The 19,698-nt window shown below is 72.2% G+C and carries 20 protein-coding genes; 11 read left to right on the top strand and 9 right to left on the bottom strand.

Translation table 11 applies throughout. The annotated features are described in order from the left end of the window. Nucleotides 1–324: 324 nt before the first annotated feature. From ACIOJE_RS28595 to ACIOJE_RS28585, 3 genes are all read right to left on the bottom strand, one after another. Entirely contained in the window at nt 325–849 is a 525-nt protein-coding gene (locus ACIOJE_RS28595; protein ID WP_400779941.1) for a hypothetical protein, read from the bottom strand. Between the two features lie 207 nt (nt 850–1,056). Beyond that, nucleotides 1,057–1,254 (bottom strand): hypothetical protein, encoded by a 198-nt coding sequence (locus ACIOJE_RS28590; protein WP_400779939.1) that lies wholly within the window; start codon nt 1,252–1,254, stop codon nt 1,057–1,059. Between the two features lie 368 nt (nt 1,255–1,622). Next, nucleotides 1,623–2,948 carry a DUF4157 domain-containing protein gene (locus tag ACIOJE_RS28585; RefSeq protein WP_400779937.1) on the bottom strand — a complete coding sequence of 442 codons (1,326 nt, stop codon included), beginning with the start codon at nt 2,946–2,948 and terminating at the stop codon, nt 1,623–1,625. A gap of 164 nt (nt 2,949–3,112) precedes the next feature. On the opposite strand from ACIOJE_RS28585, the gene ACIOJE_RS28580 reads away from it, so the two are divergent. Continuing rightward, on the top strand, nt 3,113–3,766 hold the full coding sequence (locus ACIOJE_RS28580; RefSeq protein ID WP_400779935.1) for a hypothetical protein: 654 nt from the start codon (nt 3,113–3,115) through the stop codon (nt 3,764–3,766). A gap of 252 nt (nt 3,767–4,018) precedes the next feature. Here the strand turns inward: ACIOJE_RS28580 and ACIOJE_RS28575 are convergent, their stop codons facing one another. Beyond that, nucleotides 4,019–5,158 carry a hypothetical protein gene (locus tag ACIOJE_RS28575; RefSeq protein WP_400779933.1) on the bottom strand — a complete coding sequence of 380 codons (1,140 nt, stop codon included), beginning with the start codon at nt 5,156–5,158 and terminating at the stop codon, nt 4,019–4,021. A gap of 219 nt (nt 5,159–5,377) precedes the next feature. Here ACIOJE_RS28575 and ACIOJE_RS28570 point away from each other — a divergent pair, with 219 nt between their 5' ends. After that, nucleotides 5,378–6,184, top strand: coding sequence for a nucleotidyltransferase domain-containing protein (locus ACIOJE_RS28570; protein ID WP_400779931.1), 807 nt, complete (start codon nt 5,378–5,380; stop codon nt 6,182–6,184). A 207-nt stretch (nt 6,185–6,391) separates the two neighbouring features. Here ACIOJE_RS28570 and ACIOJE_RS28565 read toward each other — a convergent pair whose 3' ends face one another. Together ACIOJE_RS28565 and ACIOJE_RS28560 are read right to left on the bottom strand one after the other, a co-directional pair. Beyond that, complete coding sequence (locus tag ACIOJE_RS28565; RefSeq protein WP_400779929.1) at nt 6,392–7,339, bottom strand: hypothetical protein; 948 nt, start codon at nt 7,337–7,339, stop codon at nt 6,392–6,394. Further along, nucleotides 7,336–7,869, bottom strand: coding sequence for a SigE family RNA polymerase sigma factor (locus ACIOJE_RS28560; RefSeq protein WP_400779927.1), 534 nt, complete (start codon nt 7,867–7,869; stop codon nt 7,336–7,338). The genes ACIOJE_RS28565 and ACIOJE_RS28560 overlap by 4 nt, the downstream gene beginning before the upstream one ends. A 105-nt stretch (nt 7,870–7,974) precedes the next feature. Here ACIOJE_RS28560 and ACIOJE_RS28555 point away from each other — a divergent pair, with 105 nt between their 5' ends. After that, nucleotides 7,975–8,739, top strand: coding sequence for an alpha/beta hydrolase (locus tag ACIOJE_RS28555; RefSeq protein ID WP_280680891.1), 765 nt, complete (start codon nt 7,975–7,977; stop codon nt 8,737–8,739). Between the two features lie 34 nt (nt 8,740–8,773). Here ACIOJE_RS28555 and ACIOJE_RS28550 read toward each other — a convergent pair whose 3' ends face one another. Both ACIOJE_RS28550 and ACIOJE_RS28545 read right to left on the bottom strand, forming a co-directional pair. Continuing rightward, nucleotides 8,774–9,304 (bottom strand): MarR family winged helix-turn-helix transcriptional regulator, encoded by a 531-nt coding sequence (locus tag ACIOJE_RS28550; protein WP_400779924.1) that lies wholly within the window; start codon nt 9,302–9,304, stop codon nt 8,774–8,776. After that, on the bottom strand, nt 9,301–11,238 hold the full coding sequence (locus tag ACIOJE_RS28545; protein WP_400779966.1) for an MFS transporter: 1,938 nt from the start codon (nt 11,236–11,238) through the stop codon (nt 9,301–9,303). Before ACIOJE_RS28545 ends, ACIOJE_RS28550 begins: the two co-directional genes overlap by 4 nt. Nucleotides 11,239–11,965: 727 nt before the next feature. On the opposite strand from ACIOJE_RS28545, the gene ACIOJE_RS28540 reads away from it, so the two are divergent. The 8 genes from ACIOJE_RS28540 (at nt 11,966) to ACIOJE_RS28505 (ending at nt 18,999) form a co-directional block, all read left to right on the top strand. Continuing rightward, nucleotides 11,966–12,937, top strand: coding sequence for an urea transporter (locus tag ACIOJE_RS28540; protein WP_400779922.1), 972 nt, complete (start codon nt 11,966–11,968; stop codon nt 12,935–12,937). Nucleotides 12,938–13,059: 122 nt separating this feature from the next. Next, nucleotides 13,060–13,365: an urease subunit gamma gene (locus ACIOJE_RS28535; RefSeq protein ID WP_280680898.1), complete on the top strand. Its 306-nt coding sequence runs from the start codon at nt 13,060–13,062 to the stop codon at nt 13,363–13,365. Between the two features lie 3 nt (nt 13,366–13,368). Continuing rightward, nucleotides 13,369–14,310, top strand: coding sequence for a cobalamin biosynthesis protein CbiX (locus ACIOJE_RS28530; RefSeq protein ID WP_280680900.1), 942 nt, complete (start codon nt 13,369–13,371; stop codon nt 14,308–14,310). Nucleotides 14,311–14,334: 24 nt separating this feature from the next. Next, nucleotides 14,335–14,733: an urease subunit beta gene (locus ACIOJE_RS28525; protein ID WP_400779919.1), complete on the top strand. Its 399-nt coding sequence runs from the start codon at nt 14,335–14,337 to the stop codon at nt 14,731–14,733. Continuing rightward, a complete protein-coding gene (gene ureC, locus ACIOJE_RS28520) occupies nt 14,733–16,457 on the top strand; it encodes an urease subunit alpha (RefSeq protein ID WP_400779917.1) in 1,725 nt (574 codons plus the stop codon). The genes ACIOJE_RS28525 and ureC overlap by 1 nt, the downstream gene beginning before the upstream one ends. Further along, nucleotides 16,454–17,179 carry an urease accessory protein UreF gene (locus ACIOJE_RS28515; RefSeq protein WP_400779915.1) on the top strand — a complete coding sequence of 242 codons (726 nt, stop codon included), beginning with the start codon at nt 16,454–16,456 and terminating at the stop codon, nt 17,177–17,179. Before ureC ends, ACIOJE_RS28515 begins: the two co-directional genes overlap by 4 nt. A 162-nt stretch (nt 17,180–17,341) precedes the next feature. Continuing rightward, the gene (gene ureG / locus ACIOJE_RS28510) at nt 17,342–17,962 is read left to right on the top strand and encodes an urease accessory protein UreG (protein WP_400779913.1); all 621 of its coding nucleotides are present in this window, start codon (nt 17,342–17,344) and stop codon (nt 17,960–17,962) included. Continuing rightward, complete coding sequence (locus ACIOJE_RS28505; protein ID WP_400779911.1) at nt 17,959–18,999, top strand: urease accessory protein UreD; 1,041 nt, start codon at nt 17,959–17,961, stop codon at nt 18,997–18,999. Before ureG ends, ACIOJE_RS28505 begins: the two co-directional genes overlap by 4 nt. A 245-nt stretch (nt 19,000–19,244) precedes the next feature. Here the strand turns inward: ACIOJE_RS28505 and ACIOJE_RS28500 are convergent, their stop codons facing one another. Further along, the gene (locus ACIOJE_RS28500; protein WP_400779909.1) at nt 19,245–19,679 is read right to left on the bottom strand and encodes a protein-tyrosine phosphatase family protein; all 435 of its coding nucleotides are present in this window, start codon (nt 19,677–19,679) and stop codon (nt 19,245–19,247) included. Between the last annotated feature and the right edge of the window lie 19 nt (nt 19,680–19,698).

Genomic DNA, 19,698 nt, shown 5'->3' with positions numbered 1-19,698 from the left:
CGCCTGGACCGTGCTCACACACGCTCCGGACACAATGTCATCTGATGGTTGATTGTACGTGTCCGAAGCATCCAGGTTTGGGGCGGGTTGACGGAGTGTCGGGGCCGGGCGCGGGTGCCGTGGTGGCCGCCGTGTGAAAACTGTGTGCCCGCGCTCCGGATATCCGGCCGGTCGATCGGTCGGCCGGCCGTTCCGGGCTCTGCGTCGCTCTCGGGGGTGTCCGCCCTGCTCGGGTCCTAGTCGGCCGGCAGGCGCGACCGGGTGGCCTCCAGCTCGGCCGCCAGGACCCGCCCGGCCTCCTCGGGGTCGCCCCTGAGGGCGCCTTCATCCGAACGTCACGCTCTCAGGAGCCGGTGCCGGAGTCCGGCGCGGACCGATGGATCGCTTCGGGGGCTCCGACGGCCAGCAGCGTGTCGGGGCCGTCGCGCCACGATCGCGGCGAATCACCGGACTTCTTCCGCGCCTCCGCGGAATCCTTGCCCCCTCGATCCTGACCGCCATCGCCTTCTCGGAGCAGCCGACGGTCACGAAGGTGAAGGGCGTCATCTCGGCGGACGCCTGGGTGTATGTCCCGGCGAGAACGCTGCCCGGGAAGTCCCGGTGGGCGTCCGAGAAACCGCCGCCGACCGTCGGGCGCTGCGATCCGAGGGAATCGGGGGCGGTGCTGGTCGGCTCGGCCAACCCGTCCGGTAGAAGCGACACCTGGCAGGTGCCGTTTCTGATGGCGAGGACCACGTCGATGCCTGAAACCTCGGCGATGCCCAGGATCTTGGCCGTGCCCCGGGCGGGAAGGGCGTCGATGCTGCGCTGGACGGCAGGGGCTGCCGAGGTGGCGGCCAGTCCGTCCAACGCCCAGGCGGCATCCTCTCGCTGGGACGGTGCTTCACCGCCGGTGCATGCTGCCGGGAGTGCGGCAGCGGCAAGGAGGCCCGCTGCTCCTGGGAGCCCGTCGGATCGCCGCATCAGCTGAACTCCCCTGATTCAAAAGGGCGTCGGAGCAGCAGCCTACCGGGTGCCGCGCTTTCACGGTCGGCGGCAGGGCCCCCGGAGTGGTGGTCAGACGCGGCAGCGGAGCATCTGCAGTGGGGGGTTGGCGTGGAAGTCCGACCAGTACTCCGCGCCGGGTGCCAGGCTCCGGTGGACGTTGCGGCACATCCGCTCCATGGCGGCGGCGTCCTCCGCGTGCTTCGCCAGTGGCAGGGACTTGAAGCCCTCGAACGCCTCACCGATCTCGTCGTACTGCTGTGCGCTCACGGGCGAATCCCCTTCGACCATTGCGACATGAAGCCGATCAGCAGGCGCCCAACCGACCGGCCGTCAGATTGCGGCGACTCTAACCAGCCCCACCCGGGCCGGCCCATCGGCGGATCCTCCCAGAGGTCATCCGCCCCCGGCCGGGGTTCCCTGTCGCATCAGCCCGTGACGCCGCCCCGACGGCGAGCGTCGGGCAGACGACTTCCTCGGCGGCCTGGGGGAGCTGCCCGGCGCCGGGGAGGAGACGAGCGCGCTCCTCACCCGGTAGGCGGAAGGCCGAAGGCGGAAGGCCGAACCGACGAGCAGGCGGGCCCCGAGGACGATCCTCGGGGCCCGCCTTATCGGCCAGGACCGCGCACCCGGGCGGGTCAGGGGTTGAAGAGGCCGCCGTCCTCGCCGGGGTCGCCTTGGTAGTTGTGGTTCTGGGGGCGGCCCTGGTTCCGGGTTCCGGGCCTACCGGTCTCGACGAAGCGGCAGGCGGCGAAGTGCACGTCGCCCATGCCGGGTTGCAGGATGTCGCTCAGCAGCACGTCGCCGTCGAAGACGATGGAGTGGCCGGCGAGTTGGGGATCGGTCAGCGAGGCGACGTTGATGACGGCGGTTTGCGGAGTCTCCGGATCGAGTTCGACGCTGTACCCGCCGGCCACCGGGGTGGCGATCGCGGGGTTTCCTCGAATGGTGAGGCCGCTGGGGTAGGAGATGGTGTAGTTCTGTACGGTCCGCCCGCCCCCGAAGCTGCGTGAGGCGCCGGCGCGTTGGCCCTGTTCCACGTTGCCGCGCTGGTTGGCGCCCTGCTCCACGTTCCCGCCCAGGTCGTCCGGGAGGACCATTCCGTGCTGCGTGTAGAAGTGCACTCGCGTTCCCGCCGGCACCCGGAACTGACCGTTCGCGGCATGCCAGGCGCCATGACCGCTGAGGACGAGACCGTCCGCGCGCGCCGGCGCGGTGTTGTCGGCCACCCAGTCGTCGTCCGGGTTGTTGTGGGTGATCGCGGGCCGGTTCTGCTCGGGCGCACGCTGGATCGCGGCCTCGCCGACCCGCGGGACCGCGGACGCCTCCGACTCGGCGCGCTGCAAGGCCGGGCCGCGTGACATGACCCTCGTCGCGTTGGCCTCCGCCTCGCGTTCGAAGCGGTCGGAGGGGTCGGAGACCTTGAGCCCCGAACCGTTGTCGGTGCCGGCCACGGGGCCCTGCCGTTGCTGGAGCACGTGCGTCAACTCGTGGGCGAGCGTGTGCTTGTCGGCGCCGCCGTGACCGATGACGACATGGTTGCCGGAGGTGTACGCGCGGGCTCCGACCTCGGCGGCGGAGGCCTTCGCCGCGGTGTTGTCGTGGATGCGGACGTCGGAGAAGTCGACGCCGAAACGGCCCTCCATGTCGGTGCGGGTCGCCTCTTCGAGAGGCCGGCCCGGCGAGCGCAGGACGTCGTGGACGGCGGAACGCTGCACGGAGGGATCCTCGGTCCCCAAGTGGCCGCAGCTGTCACTGTGGTGGTGCTGCTCCCGGGCGCCCGGGTGACCGGCCGCGCGGAGCATCTGCACGACGGCCGCGTTGCCGCGGCTGCTCTGCAGGGCGAGGAGCGCCTGAGGGGCGGCCTGTGCCCGGCCCGGGCTCCCCGTCGCCGCGTCCGGCGTGCGGGCTGAGGAACGGACCTTGCCGGCGTCGACATCCTTGGCGTTGTCTTGGGCGCGCATCGTCCTTCTTTCGGCTCGAAAGTTCAACCCTCTCCTGGATATCCGTGACCCCAGCGGTGACGCCAGGTTCGTACGGGCAGTCCCTGCTGCCTGAAGATGCACTGCGCGGTGCCCCGACGCCGATGCGGGGCACAGGTTGGGGGAGGCCGCGCCGTGGCGGCGACATGCCATCGATCGAGCCGACGTCGGGGTTCTGGCGGCGTTCGTGTTCCTTTCGGCTCTTGTGGCTGACGGCGCGCCATGGGAAGGATGATGCCCTGATCCTTCCCTTCACCCGCGATGGTGAGACCGGCCGTGTGACGGTGGACCTTGAACAGGTCGATGAGCCGTTGACGGTCGGCAAGCACCCTGACACGCGCGGGTTTCCATGCTGTACGGCTGTCGTGGACTATCCCGGCAGGGGGTATCGGTCCCTGTTCGGCTGGGTCCAGCTGGTCCGGTCGACAGACAACTCGTCCGGCGGTGTCGACTTCGAGCTGGATCCTTTCGTCCTGTTCGAGGATGCGCCGTCCCCCTACGCCTTCTTCGGTGTCAACCCCACTCTGTTTGACGCGCCGTCACGATCCGGGCGCCCGCCCATGGCCTGGCTCGCTCACAGCTTCCTGGCGTGGACACCTTTGGACCGGGCCCAACGGCAGGTCCTGCCGGTGGTCGGCTTTTCCTGGGGGTTCGACATCGATGCGACCGGCCACATCACTTTCCGGCCCGCCAAGGCGCTGACAGCCGTCGAGTGGGACGGGCACCTGCCGTACCTGAGCACCTGCCATTCGGCCTGGAAGTTCGATGAATGGCAGGCGGAGACCGCCTGGCCGCATTGACCGGCTCGCCGTCACAAGCTCAGTACGAGGTCTGGGAGGAGCGCGAGCGCGCGCGGTTTCCGGCGGGTTTCCGGGGCGTGGACATCGCGGGCGTGGAGCTGATCCTCCTGGACGCCCATGTCGCCTCCAACGGATCGAGGACTCAGGGCAGTGGGTCTCCTGGGCCGGCCCTGCCCTCAGGGCCTGACGAACCGCTGCTTAAGGAAGGCGGTGCACCGAGCCGGTGCGCCGCCTTCCTCGGACCGCCGCTCGTCAGTGCAGGACGTCGAGTTCGTTGGTCGCGTCGTTGACGAAGCAGACCTCGTCGCGGTCCAGGTCCACCGCGAGGCCGAAGAGCGCACCCGCGCCCGCCGGGCTGCCACTGGAGTTGATCTGCTTGACCGCCACCTGGTCCCCGTGGGGCGTGGTCTCCACGATGTTGCCGTCCCCGGCGTTCACCGTCAGGATGTCGCCGCCGGGTGCGAGGGCCATGCCGAGCGGTCCGTTCAGGTTGCCGCCCGCACTGATGACGCGCCCGATGCCGTCGCTGTCCTTCCGGTCCAGTGCGTGCGGGATGGCCGTGATCCGGCTCAGGACGGTGTCCGCGACGAAGAGCGTCCCGGCACGGTCGAGGGCGACGCCGGTCGGGCCGACCACCAGGGCCGCCGGGTCGGTCCGCTCGGGGAAGCCGGAGCCGATCACGGTGGTGGCCACCCGCCGCGGCGGGGCGTCGCCCTCATGGCACAGGGTGATCCGCAGCACCGTCCCCTGGTCGACCTCGTTGCCGCCGCCGGCGACCGTGCCGTTGAGCACATTGGTCACGAACAGTTCGCTCTTGTCGTCGTGGCTGACGGCGGTCATGTCCCACGGGCCGTTGATGCCGTCGCCCGCGATGGTCTCGCGTACCGTGCCGTGGCTGTCGAGCACCAGCAGGCAGCCGGCCTGGGCCGTGTCCGAGGTGCCGTCCGCGGTGGGCAGGCTGCCGACCACGACCCAGCCGCCGCGCAGGACCGTGAGCGCGGTGGTCAGCCCGACCCCGCCCGGGCACGGGCCCGGCAGCGTGTTCGGGTCGATCGTGGCGAACGTGGTCATCGCCCCGCCCGGGCTGATCTGGACCAGGGTGGTGCCCCTGCCCTGCTGGCCACTCGGCGGCACCGAGTTGTTGAAGTTGCTGACCAGGACGTTGCCCCGATGCAGATCGCCGGTGTTCTCCCGGATCACGAACGTGCCGTACGGGTTCTGGTCGCCGTTGGCCGGGACGGTGGACGCAACGAACGACACCGTGTTCAGGCGGTTCAGGAACGGCTCCCGGCCGCCTTCGGCACCCGTGGCCCCGGCCGGAGTCGCGGCGGCCGTCAGGCCGACGACCAGGGCTGCCGCAGCCAGCGCGCTCGAACTTGCCCGAAATCTCATGTACTGCCTCCTGCAGGTGGCGCCGGCGCGGCCAGGACAGTGACGTGGCCCGCGAACATGGCGCAGAGTGACCCCCAAGACGTCACGTTAGGTTTGGCCACCCCTGCGCGCACGGCAACATCCGCCAAAGGTTGATCACGCTGCGTAACGGTCAGCCTGCCCGGTCGCGCCGGGGAAATCCGTTCGCCCGCAGGTGAGGAGGCGCGGCAGAGTACCTCCATGGCTGCTGAAGGACTGGACGACGACGGTTTCATCGCCCGCGAGGGCTCCCTGGGGCGGGTGCGGCAGGAGTTCGCGCCGGTGGTCGACTCCGCTCGCGCGCTGATCGCCGAGACCTTCGACCGTGACCGGCTGCACAGTGCCTACCTCTACGGCAGCATCCCGCGCGGCACCGCGACCCCCGCCGTGTCCGACCTCGACCTGCTGCTCGCCCTTCGTCGCGAGCCCACCGGCACCGACCGGTCCGACGCCGACGCGCTCGAAGCCGCGCTGGACGCCTCCTTCCCTCAGGTCAACGGCGTCGGGATCCTCCTCTTCAGCACGAGCACCCTGCTGAGCGACCTCGAACGTCACGACCTCGGCTGGTTCCTCGCCTGCCTCTGCACCCCGCTGCTCGGCGACGACCTCGCCACCGACCTGCCCCGCTACCGCCCCACGACCCTGCTCGCCCGCGAGACCAACGGAGATCTGGGGCTCGCGCTCCCGCAGTGGCGCGAGCGGCGGGCCGCCGGCGGGACGGACGCCGAGCGCGAGTCGCTCAGCCGCATCGTCTCCCGCCGGATCGTGCGGACCGGTCTCACCCTGGTGATGCCCCGCTGGGGCGGCTGGACCAGTGACCTCACCCGCTCCGCGGAGGTCTTCGGCCGCTACTACCCCGAACGTGCCGCGCAGATGCGGCGGGCCGCAGCCATCGCCCGGACCCCGACGGCCGACCTGCCCGCACTCGACGTGTTGATCGACGACCTCGGCCCCTGGCTGGCGGCCGAGTACGCCGCCGTCCACGGCGAGAAGGCGCCCCGGACCTGAGGGACCCGTGTTCCCCCCCACCGCCCGCCGGAGCGCAACCCGACGACGGGCTCGGCGAGTTGAGGGGGGAACAGCGGCGCGCGCGGTTCCCGGTGGGCTTCCGGGGGGCGCGAGAACGGGGTCGGCCCGACGGGGGCACGGGAGCGGGGCCGGCCCGACGGGGGGCGGGGTCGGCCCCTCGGCTCGGTCAGGCGGCCGTGGCCACCGTTACTCGGACAGCATCTTCATGCCGGAGTCCGGGAGCTTGGTGCCGTTCCTGTCGAAGAACTGCCAGGACGTCACCTTCTTGCCCGGCTGCTCGGCCACCACGAGGTGGCGGTAGGGGGAGTCCCCCACGGTGACGAGCTGCGGTTCAAGCTTCGTGCCGTCCGTCCAGTTCACCACGACCTTGGCGACGTCGGGGCCGATGGACATCGTTGCCAGCCTGATCGGGAGCGGGCCGGGGGTACCCGCCTTGGCGTGGGGGCCGATGACGCCGCCGCCGAGGTAGGTGCCGTCCCTCGGGTCGAAGTTGCTCGCGTTGGGGACGCTGCCCGCGGAGTCGTCCTTCTGGCGCACCCCGTCCAACGTGACGTAGGTGTTCACCACGTCCTCGGTGTCCCGCCAGTAATGCTGGACGAACGCCTCGGTCGGCTTCTCGACCGAGGGGTCGACGGCGTTGCGCTCCTTCCAGACCGCCATCGCCTGCTCGAACGCCCGCTCCTTCGGGGCGGTCGGCCAGAGCGCCTCCCACAGCTTCCACTCCTTGCCGTCGACGGTGCCCTGCCCGATCACCACCCGGAGCGGGGTGAACGGGTCCTTCGCGGCCGTCGAGCCCGTACCCGTCGGCTGGGAGGCGGGACCGCCCCCGGTGCCGCCGCCGGGACCGCCGTCGGCCGGGACCAGCGCCTGTGCGGTGGGGCTGTTCGCGGGGGCGCCGTGCAGACCGGCCATCGCCCCGCCCGCCAGCACCACCGTGGTGGCCAGCGCGAGCGCGCCGACCATCGACCGGCGGCGGCGCCGGATCCGGCGGCCGCCCGCCATGATGTCCGCCACCGGCACCGAGCCGACCTTCGCCCCGGCCGCCGCCTCCGCCAGGCCGAGCCCGACCCACACGTCCGCGTCGTCGTCCGCCGCGCCCGTACCGACCGTCCCGCCGTTGCCGTTCGCGCTCATACCGCACCTCCGATGGGTGTCATGCCCTTGAGTTCTCTCAGCACCGCGGCCTCCCGCAGCTTCGCTATCCCCTTGGCCGCGTGGCTGCGCACGGCTCCCACCGAGCAGCCCATGGCCACCGCCGCCTGGCTGTCGCTCAGGTCCTCCCAGTGCCGCAGCACCACGGCCTCGCGCTGGCGGGCCGGCAGGGTGGCCAGCGCGGCCAGCAGCGCACCGCGCTGGTCGGAGCGGGCGTAGCCGTCCTCGGGCCCGGCCGCGTCCGGTACGGCGTCCACCAGCAGCTCCGGCGCGCGGCGGCGCCAGCGGCGGGCGTGCTCGTTCACCAGGATCCGCCGCACGTAGCTGTGCGGATCGCCGGCCCGTCGCACCTTGGTCCACGCCGCGCAGGCCTTCTCCGCGGCGGACTGCACCAGGTCCTCCGCCGCGTACTGCTCCCCGGCCAGCAGGTATGCCGTCCGCAGCAGCCGTGGCCAGGCTCCGACGATGAACGCCTGGAACTCCGCGTCCCGGTCGGTCTTCGTTTCTCCCATGAGCACCTCCTCACCCACCTAGAGCCCAGCGGCCCGCCGAAGCGCTTACTCCCGTTGATCGTTAATCGGTGGGCGTCCCCCGGGGGCGTCACTACGATCAGGCGGATGATCCTCTCTCATGACGTATCAGGGACCGGTCCCGCGCTGGTGCTCCTCCACTCGTCCGTGTGCGACCGGCGCATGTGGGACCCGCAGTGGCAAGGTCTCGTCGACGCCGGATACCGGGTGGTCCGGTGCGACTTCCGGGGCTTCGGCGACACCCCGCTCGCGGACGGCCCGTACAGCGACGCACAGGACGTCCTCGCCCTCCTCGACCACCTGGGCATCGAGTCCGCCGCGCTGATCGGGTCCTCGCACGGCGGGAAGATCGCCACGGACGTGGCGGCGCTGCGCCCGGCGGCGGTGACCGCGCTGGCCCTGCTGTGTCCCGGCGCGTCCGGGCGCACACCGGGCCCGGCCCTGCGGGCCTTCGCCGCGAAGGAACGGGAACTGCTCACGGACGGCGACCTCGCGGCGGCCGTCGAGCTCAACGTCGAGACCTGGCTGGGGCCGGAGGCGGACGACGAGACGCGCGCGCACGTGCGCCGGATGCAGCGGCACGCCTTCGAGGTGCAGGCGGACGCCCGGTTCGGCCCGACCGACGACGGCGCCGACCTCGGGCGGATCACGGCGCCCTGCCTGGTCGTGTCGGGCGGCCACGACGTGGAGGACTTCCGGCAGATCGGCGCCTTCCTGCCGACGGTGATCCCGAACGCCCGCCACGTCGAACTGCCGTGGGCCGGCCACTTCCCCGGCCTGGAACGGCCCGAGGAGGCCTTCGCACTGCTCACGGGGTTCCTGGACGAGGCGGCGGCGCCGCAGCCCCGGTAGACCCGGCAGCGCGGGCAGCACCGGCAGCGCGGGCTCAGCTGCCGGAGTCGTCCCGGTCCCGGGGCGGCGGGACGGCGGACGGGCAGGCCGCCTCGGGCTCGTCCAGCAGCAGTTCCAGCAGGGGGAGAGCCGCCTCCAGGTCCCGGCACTGCTGCGCGGTGAGCCGTGCGCTGCGGTGGGCCAGCAGCGCGGAACGCTCGCGGCGGATCCGGGTGATCGTCTCCAGGCCCGCCGGGGTGAGTTCGAGCAGCTGCGACCGGCCGTCCGTCGGGTCGGGGCTCTTGGCGATCAGCCCGTCGGCGGTCAGCGGCGCGATCGTCCGCACCATGGACGGGACGGCCACCGCCTCCCGCGCGGCGAGTTCACCGAGCCGCAGCGGGCCGTGCTGCTCCACCCGGACCAGCGCGGAGAGTTGGGCGACGGTGAGGTCCTGGCCGCCGGAGGCGCGGGCCATCTGCCGGTTGAGCCGGCCGATCACCAGGCGGAGCCGGACGACGGCGTCGGCGGAGAGGCCGTCGCCGCCGGGCCGGCTCGCGCTCGCGGCCTCGCCGCCGGCGCCGGTCACGGCCGGTCGGCCTTCCCCCGCGGCGCGTCCCGGTCCGTCCCGGGGCGTCCGCCGGGCGCGTCCCGGTCCGGTCGGGGGCTGCCGGATCGGGGACTGGCTGGGCGGGGGCTGTCGGAGCGGGGGCTGTCGGACCGGGGGCTGTCGGACCGAGGGCTGTCGGGCCGGGGACTGTCGGGCCGGGGACTGTCGGGCCGGGAACTGTCGGACCGAGGACTGTCGGAGCGGGGGTTGTCGGGCCGAGGCCGTTCACGGACGAGCGAGGCGGCCGCGGCGACCAGCGACATGGCGATCGCCAGCCAGAACACCACGACCAGGCCGTCGTGGAAGGGCCCCGAGATCAGCTGTGGGAAGAACTCCCGCCCGGTCAGCGTCTGCGCGTTGGCCGCCGGGAGTTGCCCGAGCACGTGCGGGCCCAGCAGCTGCTGGATCGGGTTGTACCCGAGGAACGCGGCGAAGAGCGTGCCGACCGGCGGCAGCGCGGCGATGGCGCTCGCGTCGCCGGCGGACACGCCCTGTGCGGTCAGTCCGGAGCTGAGCGTGTGCGGGAGCGACCCGGCCAGCCCGGCCACCATCAGCGAGAAGAACACGCCGATCGAGAGCACCATGCCGGCGTTCTGGAAGGTGGCCCGCATGCCGGAGGCGGCGCCCCGGGCCTCGGCCGGCACGCTCGACATGATCAGCGAGGTGTTGGGGGCCGCGAACAGGCCGCCGCCCAGGCCGTTGAGGAACACCAGGACGGCGAACCACGGGTACCCGAAGTCGGTCGGCAGCATCAGCAGCCCGGCGAAGGACAGGGCCATCACCACCAGCCCGCCGGAGGCGAAGAGCCTGGCCCCGGCGCGGTCCGAGAGGTACCCGGAGAGCGGTCCGGCGGCGAGGAAGCCGACGGTCAGCGGGACCAGGTAGATGCCGGCCCACAGCGGGGTGTCGGCGTAGTCGTAGCCGTGCAGCGGCAGCCAGATGCCCTGCAGCCAGATGATCAGCATGAACTGGAGGCCGCCGCGGGCGATCGAGCCCAGCAGGGTGGCCGCGTTGCCGCCGGCGAAGACCGGGTCGCGGAACAGGGCCAGCGGGAACATCGGTTCGGCGACCCTGGACTCGACCCGGCAGAAGACGATCAGCAGCGCCACCCCGCCGAACAGTCCGGCCAGCACCCAGGGGTTGGTCCAGCCCATGGTGTGGCCGCCGTAGGGCTGGATGCCGTAGGTGATCGCGGCGAGCAGGGCGGTCAGGCCGACGCCGAAGGTGACGTTGCCCCACCAGTCGATCCGGGCCGGCCGGCGCGCTCCGGTCTCGCGCAGCGACCGGTAGGCCCAGGCCGTGCCGAGGATGCCGATCGGCACGTTGACCCAGAAGATCGACCGCCAGTTCCACTCGGCCAACAGCCCGCCCAGGACCAGGCCGATGAACGAGCCGGCGATGCCCGCGACGATGTTCACCCCCAGCGCCATGCCGCGGCGGTGGGCCGGGAACGCGTCGGTGATGATCGCCGCCGAGTTGGCCATCAGCATCGAACCGCCGACCGCCTGCACCACCCGCCAGACGATCAGCCACAGGGCGCCCGGCCCGCCGTGCAGCGGGTCGAGGGAGAGGGCCACCGAGGTGACGGTGAAGATCAGGAAGCCGGCGTTGTAGATCCGCACCCGGCCGTGGATGTCGCCCAGCCTGCCGAGCGTGACCACCAGGACCGCGGTGACCAGCATGTAGCCCATCAGCATCCACAACAGGTAGCTGACGTTGCCGGGTTGCAGCGGGTCCAGGCCGATGCCGTTGAAGATCGAGGGCAGCGAGATCAGGACGATGGAGGCGTTGATGGTGGCGATCAGGGTGCCGAGCGTGGTGTTGGAGAGCGCGACCCACTTGTACCGCGGATGGTCCGGCTCCACGCCCCCGTGGAGCGCGCGCACGCGCCCGGCCCTGCCACCGCTCGACATGTGTGTCGCCACCGTTGCCTCCTGGTGCATGGTCGGCCGTGGCCGTCAGGCGGGGAGAGAGTGTCGATAGCTTTCGTTAACTAACGATAGTCGGATCGTCCTTCTTGTGACAGGTGTACGGGGGGCGTGAACGAGGGGCGGGGGCCTTGGGAAGGCGCCGCAAGCCCCGTGGTCGGGCTCTGCCGTAGGGCCTGGACCGCCCGGATGAGCCCGTCCCGGACGGTGATCGCCTCCGTGGTGCGGTACCGCCGGCCGCCGGTGAGCTCGTACCCGTAGGAGGGGAGTGCCGGTTGGCCGCCCGCCGGGGCGGCGGTCCCGGCTCGATCGCCTGCTTCCCGACGCAGCGCGTACACATTCCCGCCACATTGTTGCCGTGGGCCGCCGTCATTTCGCCGCACAGGCTGTCCGAATTGCCCGGCCGGGATGGCTTCGTGTCGAATTACTTGACATGACCACTTTCTTATTATCGTCCACCGAACGTAAAACTTCGCAAAGAATGCCTCTCCCTGGGAGGGGTTCTGACCTGCAGAATCAACATATTGTTGCAGCTCAGGGCCATGATGATCACCCTTCGCTGTACGGGTGTAACCGGTCGTGTCCGTTCCGGGCGACATTCCGCAGGAGTACGGTTCCGGAGGAATCGCCGGGCGTGCTCGCGAGTAAGTCGAGCGGCCTTGCGGATTATTCGCCATGCCGTGGAAATTCGTAGCGGGAATTGGTGTGACGTATGGGTCGGAAAAAGGGTGGGTCGGGGGACTCCGAGGTTGCCCGCCCGATATCCCTCACGTTAGTCGTCGAAGTCCTGCGCGGCGTCGCGCAGGTGGATTTCATGCCGTCCGCCGTCTGCGGGCTGTTCTTCGTGGCGGCACTGTTCGCGGCCGGCTGGCCGTACGGCGTCTACGGCCTGCTCGGCAGCGCCCTCGGCACCGCCGTCGCGTCCGGCCTGCGGCTGGCGCGCGGCGCCGTCGAGGCCGGGCTGCACGGGTACAACGGCTGCCTGGTGGCGCTGGGGTGCGCGGTGTTCCTCGGCCCCGGCCACCCCGCCACCGTCGCGGTGGCCGTGCTCGGCGCCACCGTCGCCGTGGTGGTCACCGCGGGCCTCGGTGCGGTGCTCGACACCTGGAAACTCCCGGCGCTCACCGCGCCGTTCTGCCTGGTCGCCACCGCCACGACCGTCGCCGCGCCCGGCTTCCGGCAGCTGTGGCACGGAGCCGGGGCCCCGGCGGCTCTGGCCGCGCCGGCCGCGGGTCCGACCGGGCTGACCTGGGACCAGCTGTGGCACGGGTTCTTCGCCAACGTCGGCCAGATCTTCTTCATGCCCCAGTGGTACGTCGGCCTGCTGTTCCTGGCCGGCATCGTCGCGGCCAGCCGCCCGGCGGGCCTGCTGGCCTGCGCGGGCAGTGCGACCGGGCTGCTCACCGCCTGGGCGCTCGGCGCGCCCGCCGCCGCCGTCGGCCAAGGGCTGCTCGGCTACAGCGGGGTGCTCGTCGCGATGGCGCTGTGCGGGGTGTTCGTCGCCGCCGACGGCTGGAGCGCGGCCTACGCCGTGCTCGGCGCGGCCGCCGCCACCGTCCTGACCCCCGCGCTGGGTGCTGTCACCGCGCCGTTCGGCGGCCACGCCTTCACCTGGCCGTTCGTCCTGACGACCATGCTGTTCCTGGCGGCCGTGCCGGCCATTCCCCGACTTCGCAGAATCTGACGGGATCGCCGGCGTCGGATCTCGATCCCCGTTCGCGTCGGACGCTTTCGAGTGCCCCACGCGTCCGTTCGGACATGTGGACATTCGGTCATTCGGTCATTCGGAAAGGAAGAGTGATTCCCGTGAATCTCGCACCGCGTGAGATGGACAAGCTGTACATCTACGTCGTAGCCGATCTGGCCCGCAAGCGCCGCGACCGCGGCGTGAAGCTGAACTACAGCGAGGCCTGCGCGCTGATCAGCGAGGCGATCATGGAGGGCGCCCGGGACGGGCGCACCGTCGCCGAGTGCATGGAGATCGGCAAGCAGGCCGTCAGCGGCGAGGACGTCATGCCCGGCGTCCGCGAGATGCTGCCGCTGCTCCAGGTGGAGGCCGCGTTCCTGGACGGCACCAAACTGGTCTCCTGCCACGACCCGGTGGGTGCCTGAGCCATGACCGCACCTCAGGCGGAGGCGGCGCCCGCGCCGGCGCAGCTGTCTGCGGCCGCCCCGGTGTCCGCCCCGACCGCCCCGGTGTCCACCACCGCGGTGGTGCTGGCCGGTGGGCACGAGAGCGACGGCGGCCGGGACCTGGCCGCCCTGGTGGAGCGCGAGCCCGCCGTCCACGCCGCGGCCGCCGCCGGCCGGGCGCTCGGCGAGGCCGTCCGCTCGGCGCTGGCCGCCACCGACGGCCCGGTGTGCGTCGTGCCGATGACGCTGGGGCGCGACCCGAAGCTGGTGGCCGACACCGCCCGGGCGCTGCGCTGGCTGGCCGCCGGGGAGGGCCGGGGCCGACTCGCCCTGACCGAGCCGTTCGGCGGCAAGGACCACCTCGTCGGCTGGTTGCGGGCCGCGGCCTCCGCCGGCCCCCAGCGCGACGGCGCCGTCCTGGTCACCGCCCCGGCGGCCGGCCCGTTCGAGGACGCGGACCTGTTCCGGATCGCCCGGCTGGTCCGCCAGTACGGGAACCACCGCTGGGTGGAGGTGGCCTTCGCGGGCGGCGACCCCGACCCGGCCGAGGGCGCCGAACGCTGCCGGCTGCTCGGCGCCCGCGAAGTGACCGCCGTCCCGGCCTCGTTCGGACCGGCCCTGCGCACCGAACTGCCCGGGGTGCGGGACGGCGGGCCGCTGCTGCGGCCGGCCGCGATCGCCGGCGTGGTCGCGGCCCGTACGGCGGCGGCCCTGCACCTGCTCGGCCACGGCGAGGACGGCATCCTGGCCGGCCTCGACGCCGAGCACGGGCACGGATACGCCCACAGCCACGGCCCGGGCGGGGACCACACGCATGGTCACGGGCACGGCCACGGACACGGCGACAGCCACGGCCACGGGGACAACCACGGCCACTCGCACTCGCACTCCCACGGCCAAGGGCACGGCCACACACAACACTGAACCGACAGAGAGGAAGGGCCAGCCATGTCTGGTGGCGCCACGTACCTGTACGGCGACGACCCGGTGGAGATCAACGCCGGCCGCGCCCAGGTCACCATCACGGTCAGCAACACGGGCGACCGGGCGATCCAGGTCGGCTCGCACTACCACTTCTTCGAGGCCAACCGCGCCCTCGACTTCGACCGCAACGCCGCCTACGGCAAGCACCTGGACATCCCGGCCGGCACCGCCGTCCGCTTCGAGCCGGGCGACACCAAGGACGTCACGCTCGCCGAGTTCGGCGGCCACGGCCGCCTGGTCGGCTTCAGCAACCTCGTCGAAGGCGGCATCAGGTCGGCCGACACCCGCGCCCGGGCGATCGACCGGGCGATCGCGCTCGGGTTCAAGGGCACCAACCTCGACCACAAGGAAGGCGACCGCTGATGGCCACGCTGTCCCGCAAGCAGTACACCGATCTCTTCGGGCCCACCGTCGGTGACCGCTTCCACCTCGCCGACACCAACCTCGTCGTCGAGATCGAGAAGGACTTCAACCAGGGCCACTACGGCGACGAGGCCGTCTACGGCGGCGGCAAGGGCATCCGCGACGGCATGGCCCAGGACCCGGCCGCCACCTCCGCCCAGGGCGCCCTGGACCTGGTGATCACCAACGTCGTCGTGATGGACCCGATCCTCGGCGTGGTCAAGGGCGACATCGGCGTCAAGGACGGCTTCATCACCGCCGTCGGCAAGGCCGGCAACCCGCACACCCAGAGCGGCGTGCACCCCAAGCTGGTGATCGGCCCCGGCACCGAGGTGATTTCCGGCGAGCACCTGATCGCCACCGCCGGCGGCATCGACACCCACATCCACTTCATCGCCCCGCAGCAGGTGCAGGAGGCGCTGAGCAACGGCATCACCACCCTCATCGGCGGCGGCACCGGCCCCTCCGACGGCACCAACGGCACCACCTGCACCCCCGGCCCGTGGAACATCGGGCGGATGTACCAGGCGGTCGAGGACCTCCCGGTCAACGTCGGCCTCCTCGGCAAGGGCAACGGCTCGCTGCCGGGCGCCCTGCGAGAGCAGGTCGAGGCCGGCGTCTGCGGCCTCAAGGTGCACGAGGACTGGGGCAGCACCCCGGCCGCGATCGACAGCGCGCTCAGCGTCGCCGACGAGTACGACGTCCAGGTGGCCATCCACACGGACACCCTCAACGAGGGCGGGTTCTTCGAGGACACCCTCTCCGCCATCGACGGCCGCACCATCCACACCTTCCACACCGAGGGCGCGGGCGGCGGCCACGCCCCCGACATCATGCGGATCGCCGGTGAGGCCAACGTCCTGCCGTCCTCCACCAACCCCACGCTGCCCTACACCGTCAACTCGGTGGACGAGCTGCTGGACATGGTGATGGTCTGCCACCACCTCAGCCACGACATCCCCGAGGACGTCTCCTTCGCCGACTCCCGGGTGCGCGCCGAGACGATCGCCGCCGAGACCGTCCTGCACGACGAGGGCGTCATCTCGATCTTCTCCTCGGACTCGCAGGCGATGGGCCGGATCGGGGAGTCCTTCACCCGCGCCTTCCAGACCGCGCACCACTGCAAGGACCAGCGCGGCAAGCTCGACGGCGACACCGAGCGCAACGACAACTTCCGCGTCCTGCGCTACCTCGCCAAGCTGACCATCAACCCGGCCATCGCCTCCGGCACCGCCGACCACATCGGCTCACTGGAGAGCGGCAAGCTCGCCGACATCGTGCTGTGGCCGATCAACTCCTTCGGTGCCAAGCCCAAGATGGTCATCAAGGGCGGCGTCATCAACTGGGCCCTGATGGGCGACCCGAACGCCTCGCTGCCCACCCCGCAGCCGGTCTACTACCGCCCGATGTACGGCGCGCTCGGACGGGCCAAGCAGGCCACCCGGGTCTCCTTCATGTCCCAGGCCGCCGTCGACCTCGGCGTCCCGGGCCGACTCGGCCTGGACAGCCGCGTCCTGCCCGTGCGGCACTGCCGCTCGGTCGGCAAGCAGCACATGGTCCGCAACGACGCGCTGCCGAAGATCGTGGTCGACCCGGAGACGTACAAGGTCGCCCTGGACGGCGAGCCGGCCACCATCGAGCCCGCCCGCGAACTCCCGCTCAACCACCTGTTCTACCTCGCGTGACCGGCGTCGCGGAGCGGACCGCCGCCGCGTCCACGGGAGGCCTTGACGCCCTGCTGGTCAGCCTCCAGCTGACCGACTCCGCCTTCCCCAGCGGCTTCTACACCCTCTCGCACGGCCTGGAGGGCTACGCGCAGGCCAAGGCGGTCACCCCGGACACCGTGCCCGAGCTGCTCGCCGACCTGCTGCGCCACAGCGTCGGCCCGTCCGACGCGACCGCGCTCGCCCTCGCGCACCGCGCCGCCCGGGCCGGCGACTGGGGCCTGCTGGTCGAGGTGGACCAGCGGCTGCACGCCACCAAGCTCAACCGCGAGCTGCGCCTGGCCTCCACCCGTACCGGGCGCCAACTCCTCGACATCGCACGGGAGTCGGTCGGTGGCGAGCCGCTGGACCGGTACGCCGAACTGGTCGCCGCCAAGCAGGCCCCCGGCTCCCAGGCGGTGGCCGCCGGGGTCGCCTACGCCTCGGCCGGCGTGCCCGTCGAACAGGCCGCCGCCGGCGACCTGTTCGCCTTCTGCACCAGCTTCGTCGGCGCCGCCCTGCGGTTGCGGCTGACCGACCACCGCAAGGCGCAGGTGGTGCTGCGGGCGATGGCGCCGGTGATCGAGGAGGCCGTACGGGCCGCCCTCGCCCGGGAGTTGGACGACCTGGGCGGGTGCGTGCCGGTGGCGGACGCGATGTCCGGACGGCACGAGCGGGCCGAGGCCCGGCTGTTCGCCAGCTGAGCCGTCCGGGGGGTGCGCCGTGGCGCACCCCCCGTCGGCGCCGGGGCCGGGTGACCCCGCACCGACCGCGTGACCCGCACCAACCGCACTGCCCGTGCTCGCCGTACCGGCAGCACCGGAACCGCACCGGAATCACATCAGAACCGCATCAGAGGAGACAGCATGACCGAGAACGTGCTCCGCGTGGGCATCGGCGGGCCCGTCGGCTCCGGCAAGACGGCGCTCATCGAGGCCCTCGTGCCGGTGCTGATCGCACGCGGCCACCGCCCGGCGGTCATCACCAACGACATCTACACCCAGGAGGACGCGCAGCACGTGCGCCGCACCCTGGCCGGGGTGCTCGACCCCGAGCGGGTCGTCGGCGTCGAGACCGGCGCGTGCCCGCACACCGCCGTCCGGGACGATCCGACGATGAACCTCGCGGCCGGTGCCGAGATGCTGGAGCGCTTCCCCGACGTCGACACCCTGCTGTTCGAGTCCGGCGGCGACAACCTCACGCTGACCTTCAGCCCGGTCCTGGTCGACCTCTTCCTCTTCGTCCTGGACACCGCCGAGGGCGAGAAGATGCCCCGCAAGCGCGGTCCGGGCATCACCGAGTCCGACCTGCTGGTCATCAACAAGATCGACATCGCCCAGTACGTCCGCGCGGACCTGGGCATCATGGAGTCCGACGCCCACCGCGTGCGCGAGGGCGGACCGGTCGTGCTCACCAACTGCCTCACCGGGCACGGGCTGGACGAGATCGCCGCCTTCCTGGAGACCTTCCGCAAGGTCCCCGCATGACCGTCACCGCGGCCGCACCTGCCCCGGACACCGCTGCCGAGGCCTCGGTGGCCCCGGACCCGCCGGTCGTGGCCACCGCCGAAGCAGCCACCGCCGAAGCGGGCGCCGCCGTGCCACGCCTGGACCCGCGGCACTACGAGCCGGCCCGCGTCCCGTACGTCGTCCGCCGACACGCCGGGACGCCCGACACCCTGGGCGTCGGGCGCCCCGGAAAGGTCGGCCTGCTGGAGCTCGCCTTCGAGCGGATCGGCGAGCGCACCGAACTCACCGGCCACTACCAGAAGTCGCCGCTGCAGATCATGCGCCCGCTCTACTTCGACCCGGCCCGCCCCGACCTCGCCGTCACCTTCCTGATGTCCACCGGCGGCGGTATCCTCCAGGCCGACCGGCTCCGGACCGACCTGCGCTGCGGCGCCGACACCGCCACCCACCTCACCACCCAGGCGGCCACCAAGGTCTACCGGATGGAGTTCGACTACGCGACGCAGCTGGTCAACCTCGACGCCGGGCCCCGCGCCTACGTCGAGTACCTGCCGGAGCCGGTGATCCCCTTCGTCGACTCGCGCTTCTACCAGCGCACGGTGCTCACCGTCGACCCCACCGCCACCGTGCTGGCCGGCGAGACCGTGCTGGCCGGCCGCCTCGCCCGGGGCGAGCGCAACGCCTACCAGGTGTTCGCCTCCGACCTCGAAATCCGGCGTTCGGACGGCGAGTTGACGGCCCTCGACACCGTCAGGCTGGAGCCGTCGGCGGCCGGTGTCACCGGCCCGGCGGTGCTGGCCGGCCACGACGTCATGGCCAGCCTCTACGTCGTCACCCCGCTCGCCCCGGCGGCGCTCGTCGCCGACACCCTGCACGGGGCGCTGGCCGACTGCGGCCTGCTGTACGGGGTCAGCGTCCTGCCGCACGACAGCGGCGCCTGGCTGCGCCTGCTCGGCTCCGACACCCGGGCCTGCGCCGCCGCCCAGCGGGCCGCCTGGGACGCCGTGCGCCGACTGCTGATCGGCGTCCCGGCCCCGGCGCTGCGCAAGACCTGACCCGCCGGGGCGCCGGCCGGCCGGTCCGGCCGGCGTCCTCGCCGGGCTTCAGCGCGTCCGGTTCCGACCGGCCCGCTCCCTACCGCCCGATCACCGCTGGGGCCGCCGGCGGACTCGGCGACGCCGAGGCCACGTCGCGCTGGGGCGTGATAGCTGTTGAGCAGTCGGATCAGTTCGTCGCCCGGCGGCACCCCGGTGCGGTACTCCGTGTGCGCGGCGGCACACCTGCGGACGTGCCCCAGGCCTCAGCCCAGCCGGGCGACGAACCGGCGTTGCCACGGGGTCTCCACCGCGTGCCGGTCGTAGTGCGCCCGTACGTAGGCGACCGCCTCGGTGGCGGGGACGCCGTCCAGGATGGCGAGGGCGGCGAGGGCGGTGCCGGTGCGGCCGCGGCCGCCGGCGCAGGCGAGTTCGACGCGTTCGGTCGCCGATCGCCGCCAGGCCTCGCGGAAGGCGTCGGCCGCGTCGGCGCGGTCGGCGGGGAGCCGGAAGTCGGGCCAGCGCACCCACCGGCTCTCCCAGCCGAACTGCCTCGGCGGGTGGCCCAACAGGTAGAGCCCGAAGGAGGGTTGCGGGCCGGGCGGCAGCGGGCGGCTGAGCCCGCGCCCGCGCAGCAGTCGCCCGGAGGGCAGGCGCAGGACGCCGGGGGCGGCCGGGTCCCAGGTCGTCGGATCGGTCACGTCGCTCCTCAGGGTGGTC

Origin of the sequence: Kitasatospora sp. NPDC087861 (assembly GCF_044742585.1) — a bacterium.
Classification (GTDB): Bacteria; Actinomycetota; Actinomycetes; order Streptomycetales; family Streptomycetaceae; genus Kitasatospora.
Note: the sequence above shows the minus strand (reverse complement) of the source record. Positions and strands in the feature narration are given on the sequence as shown.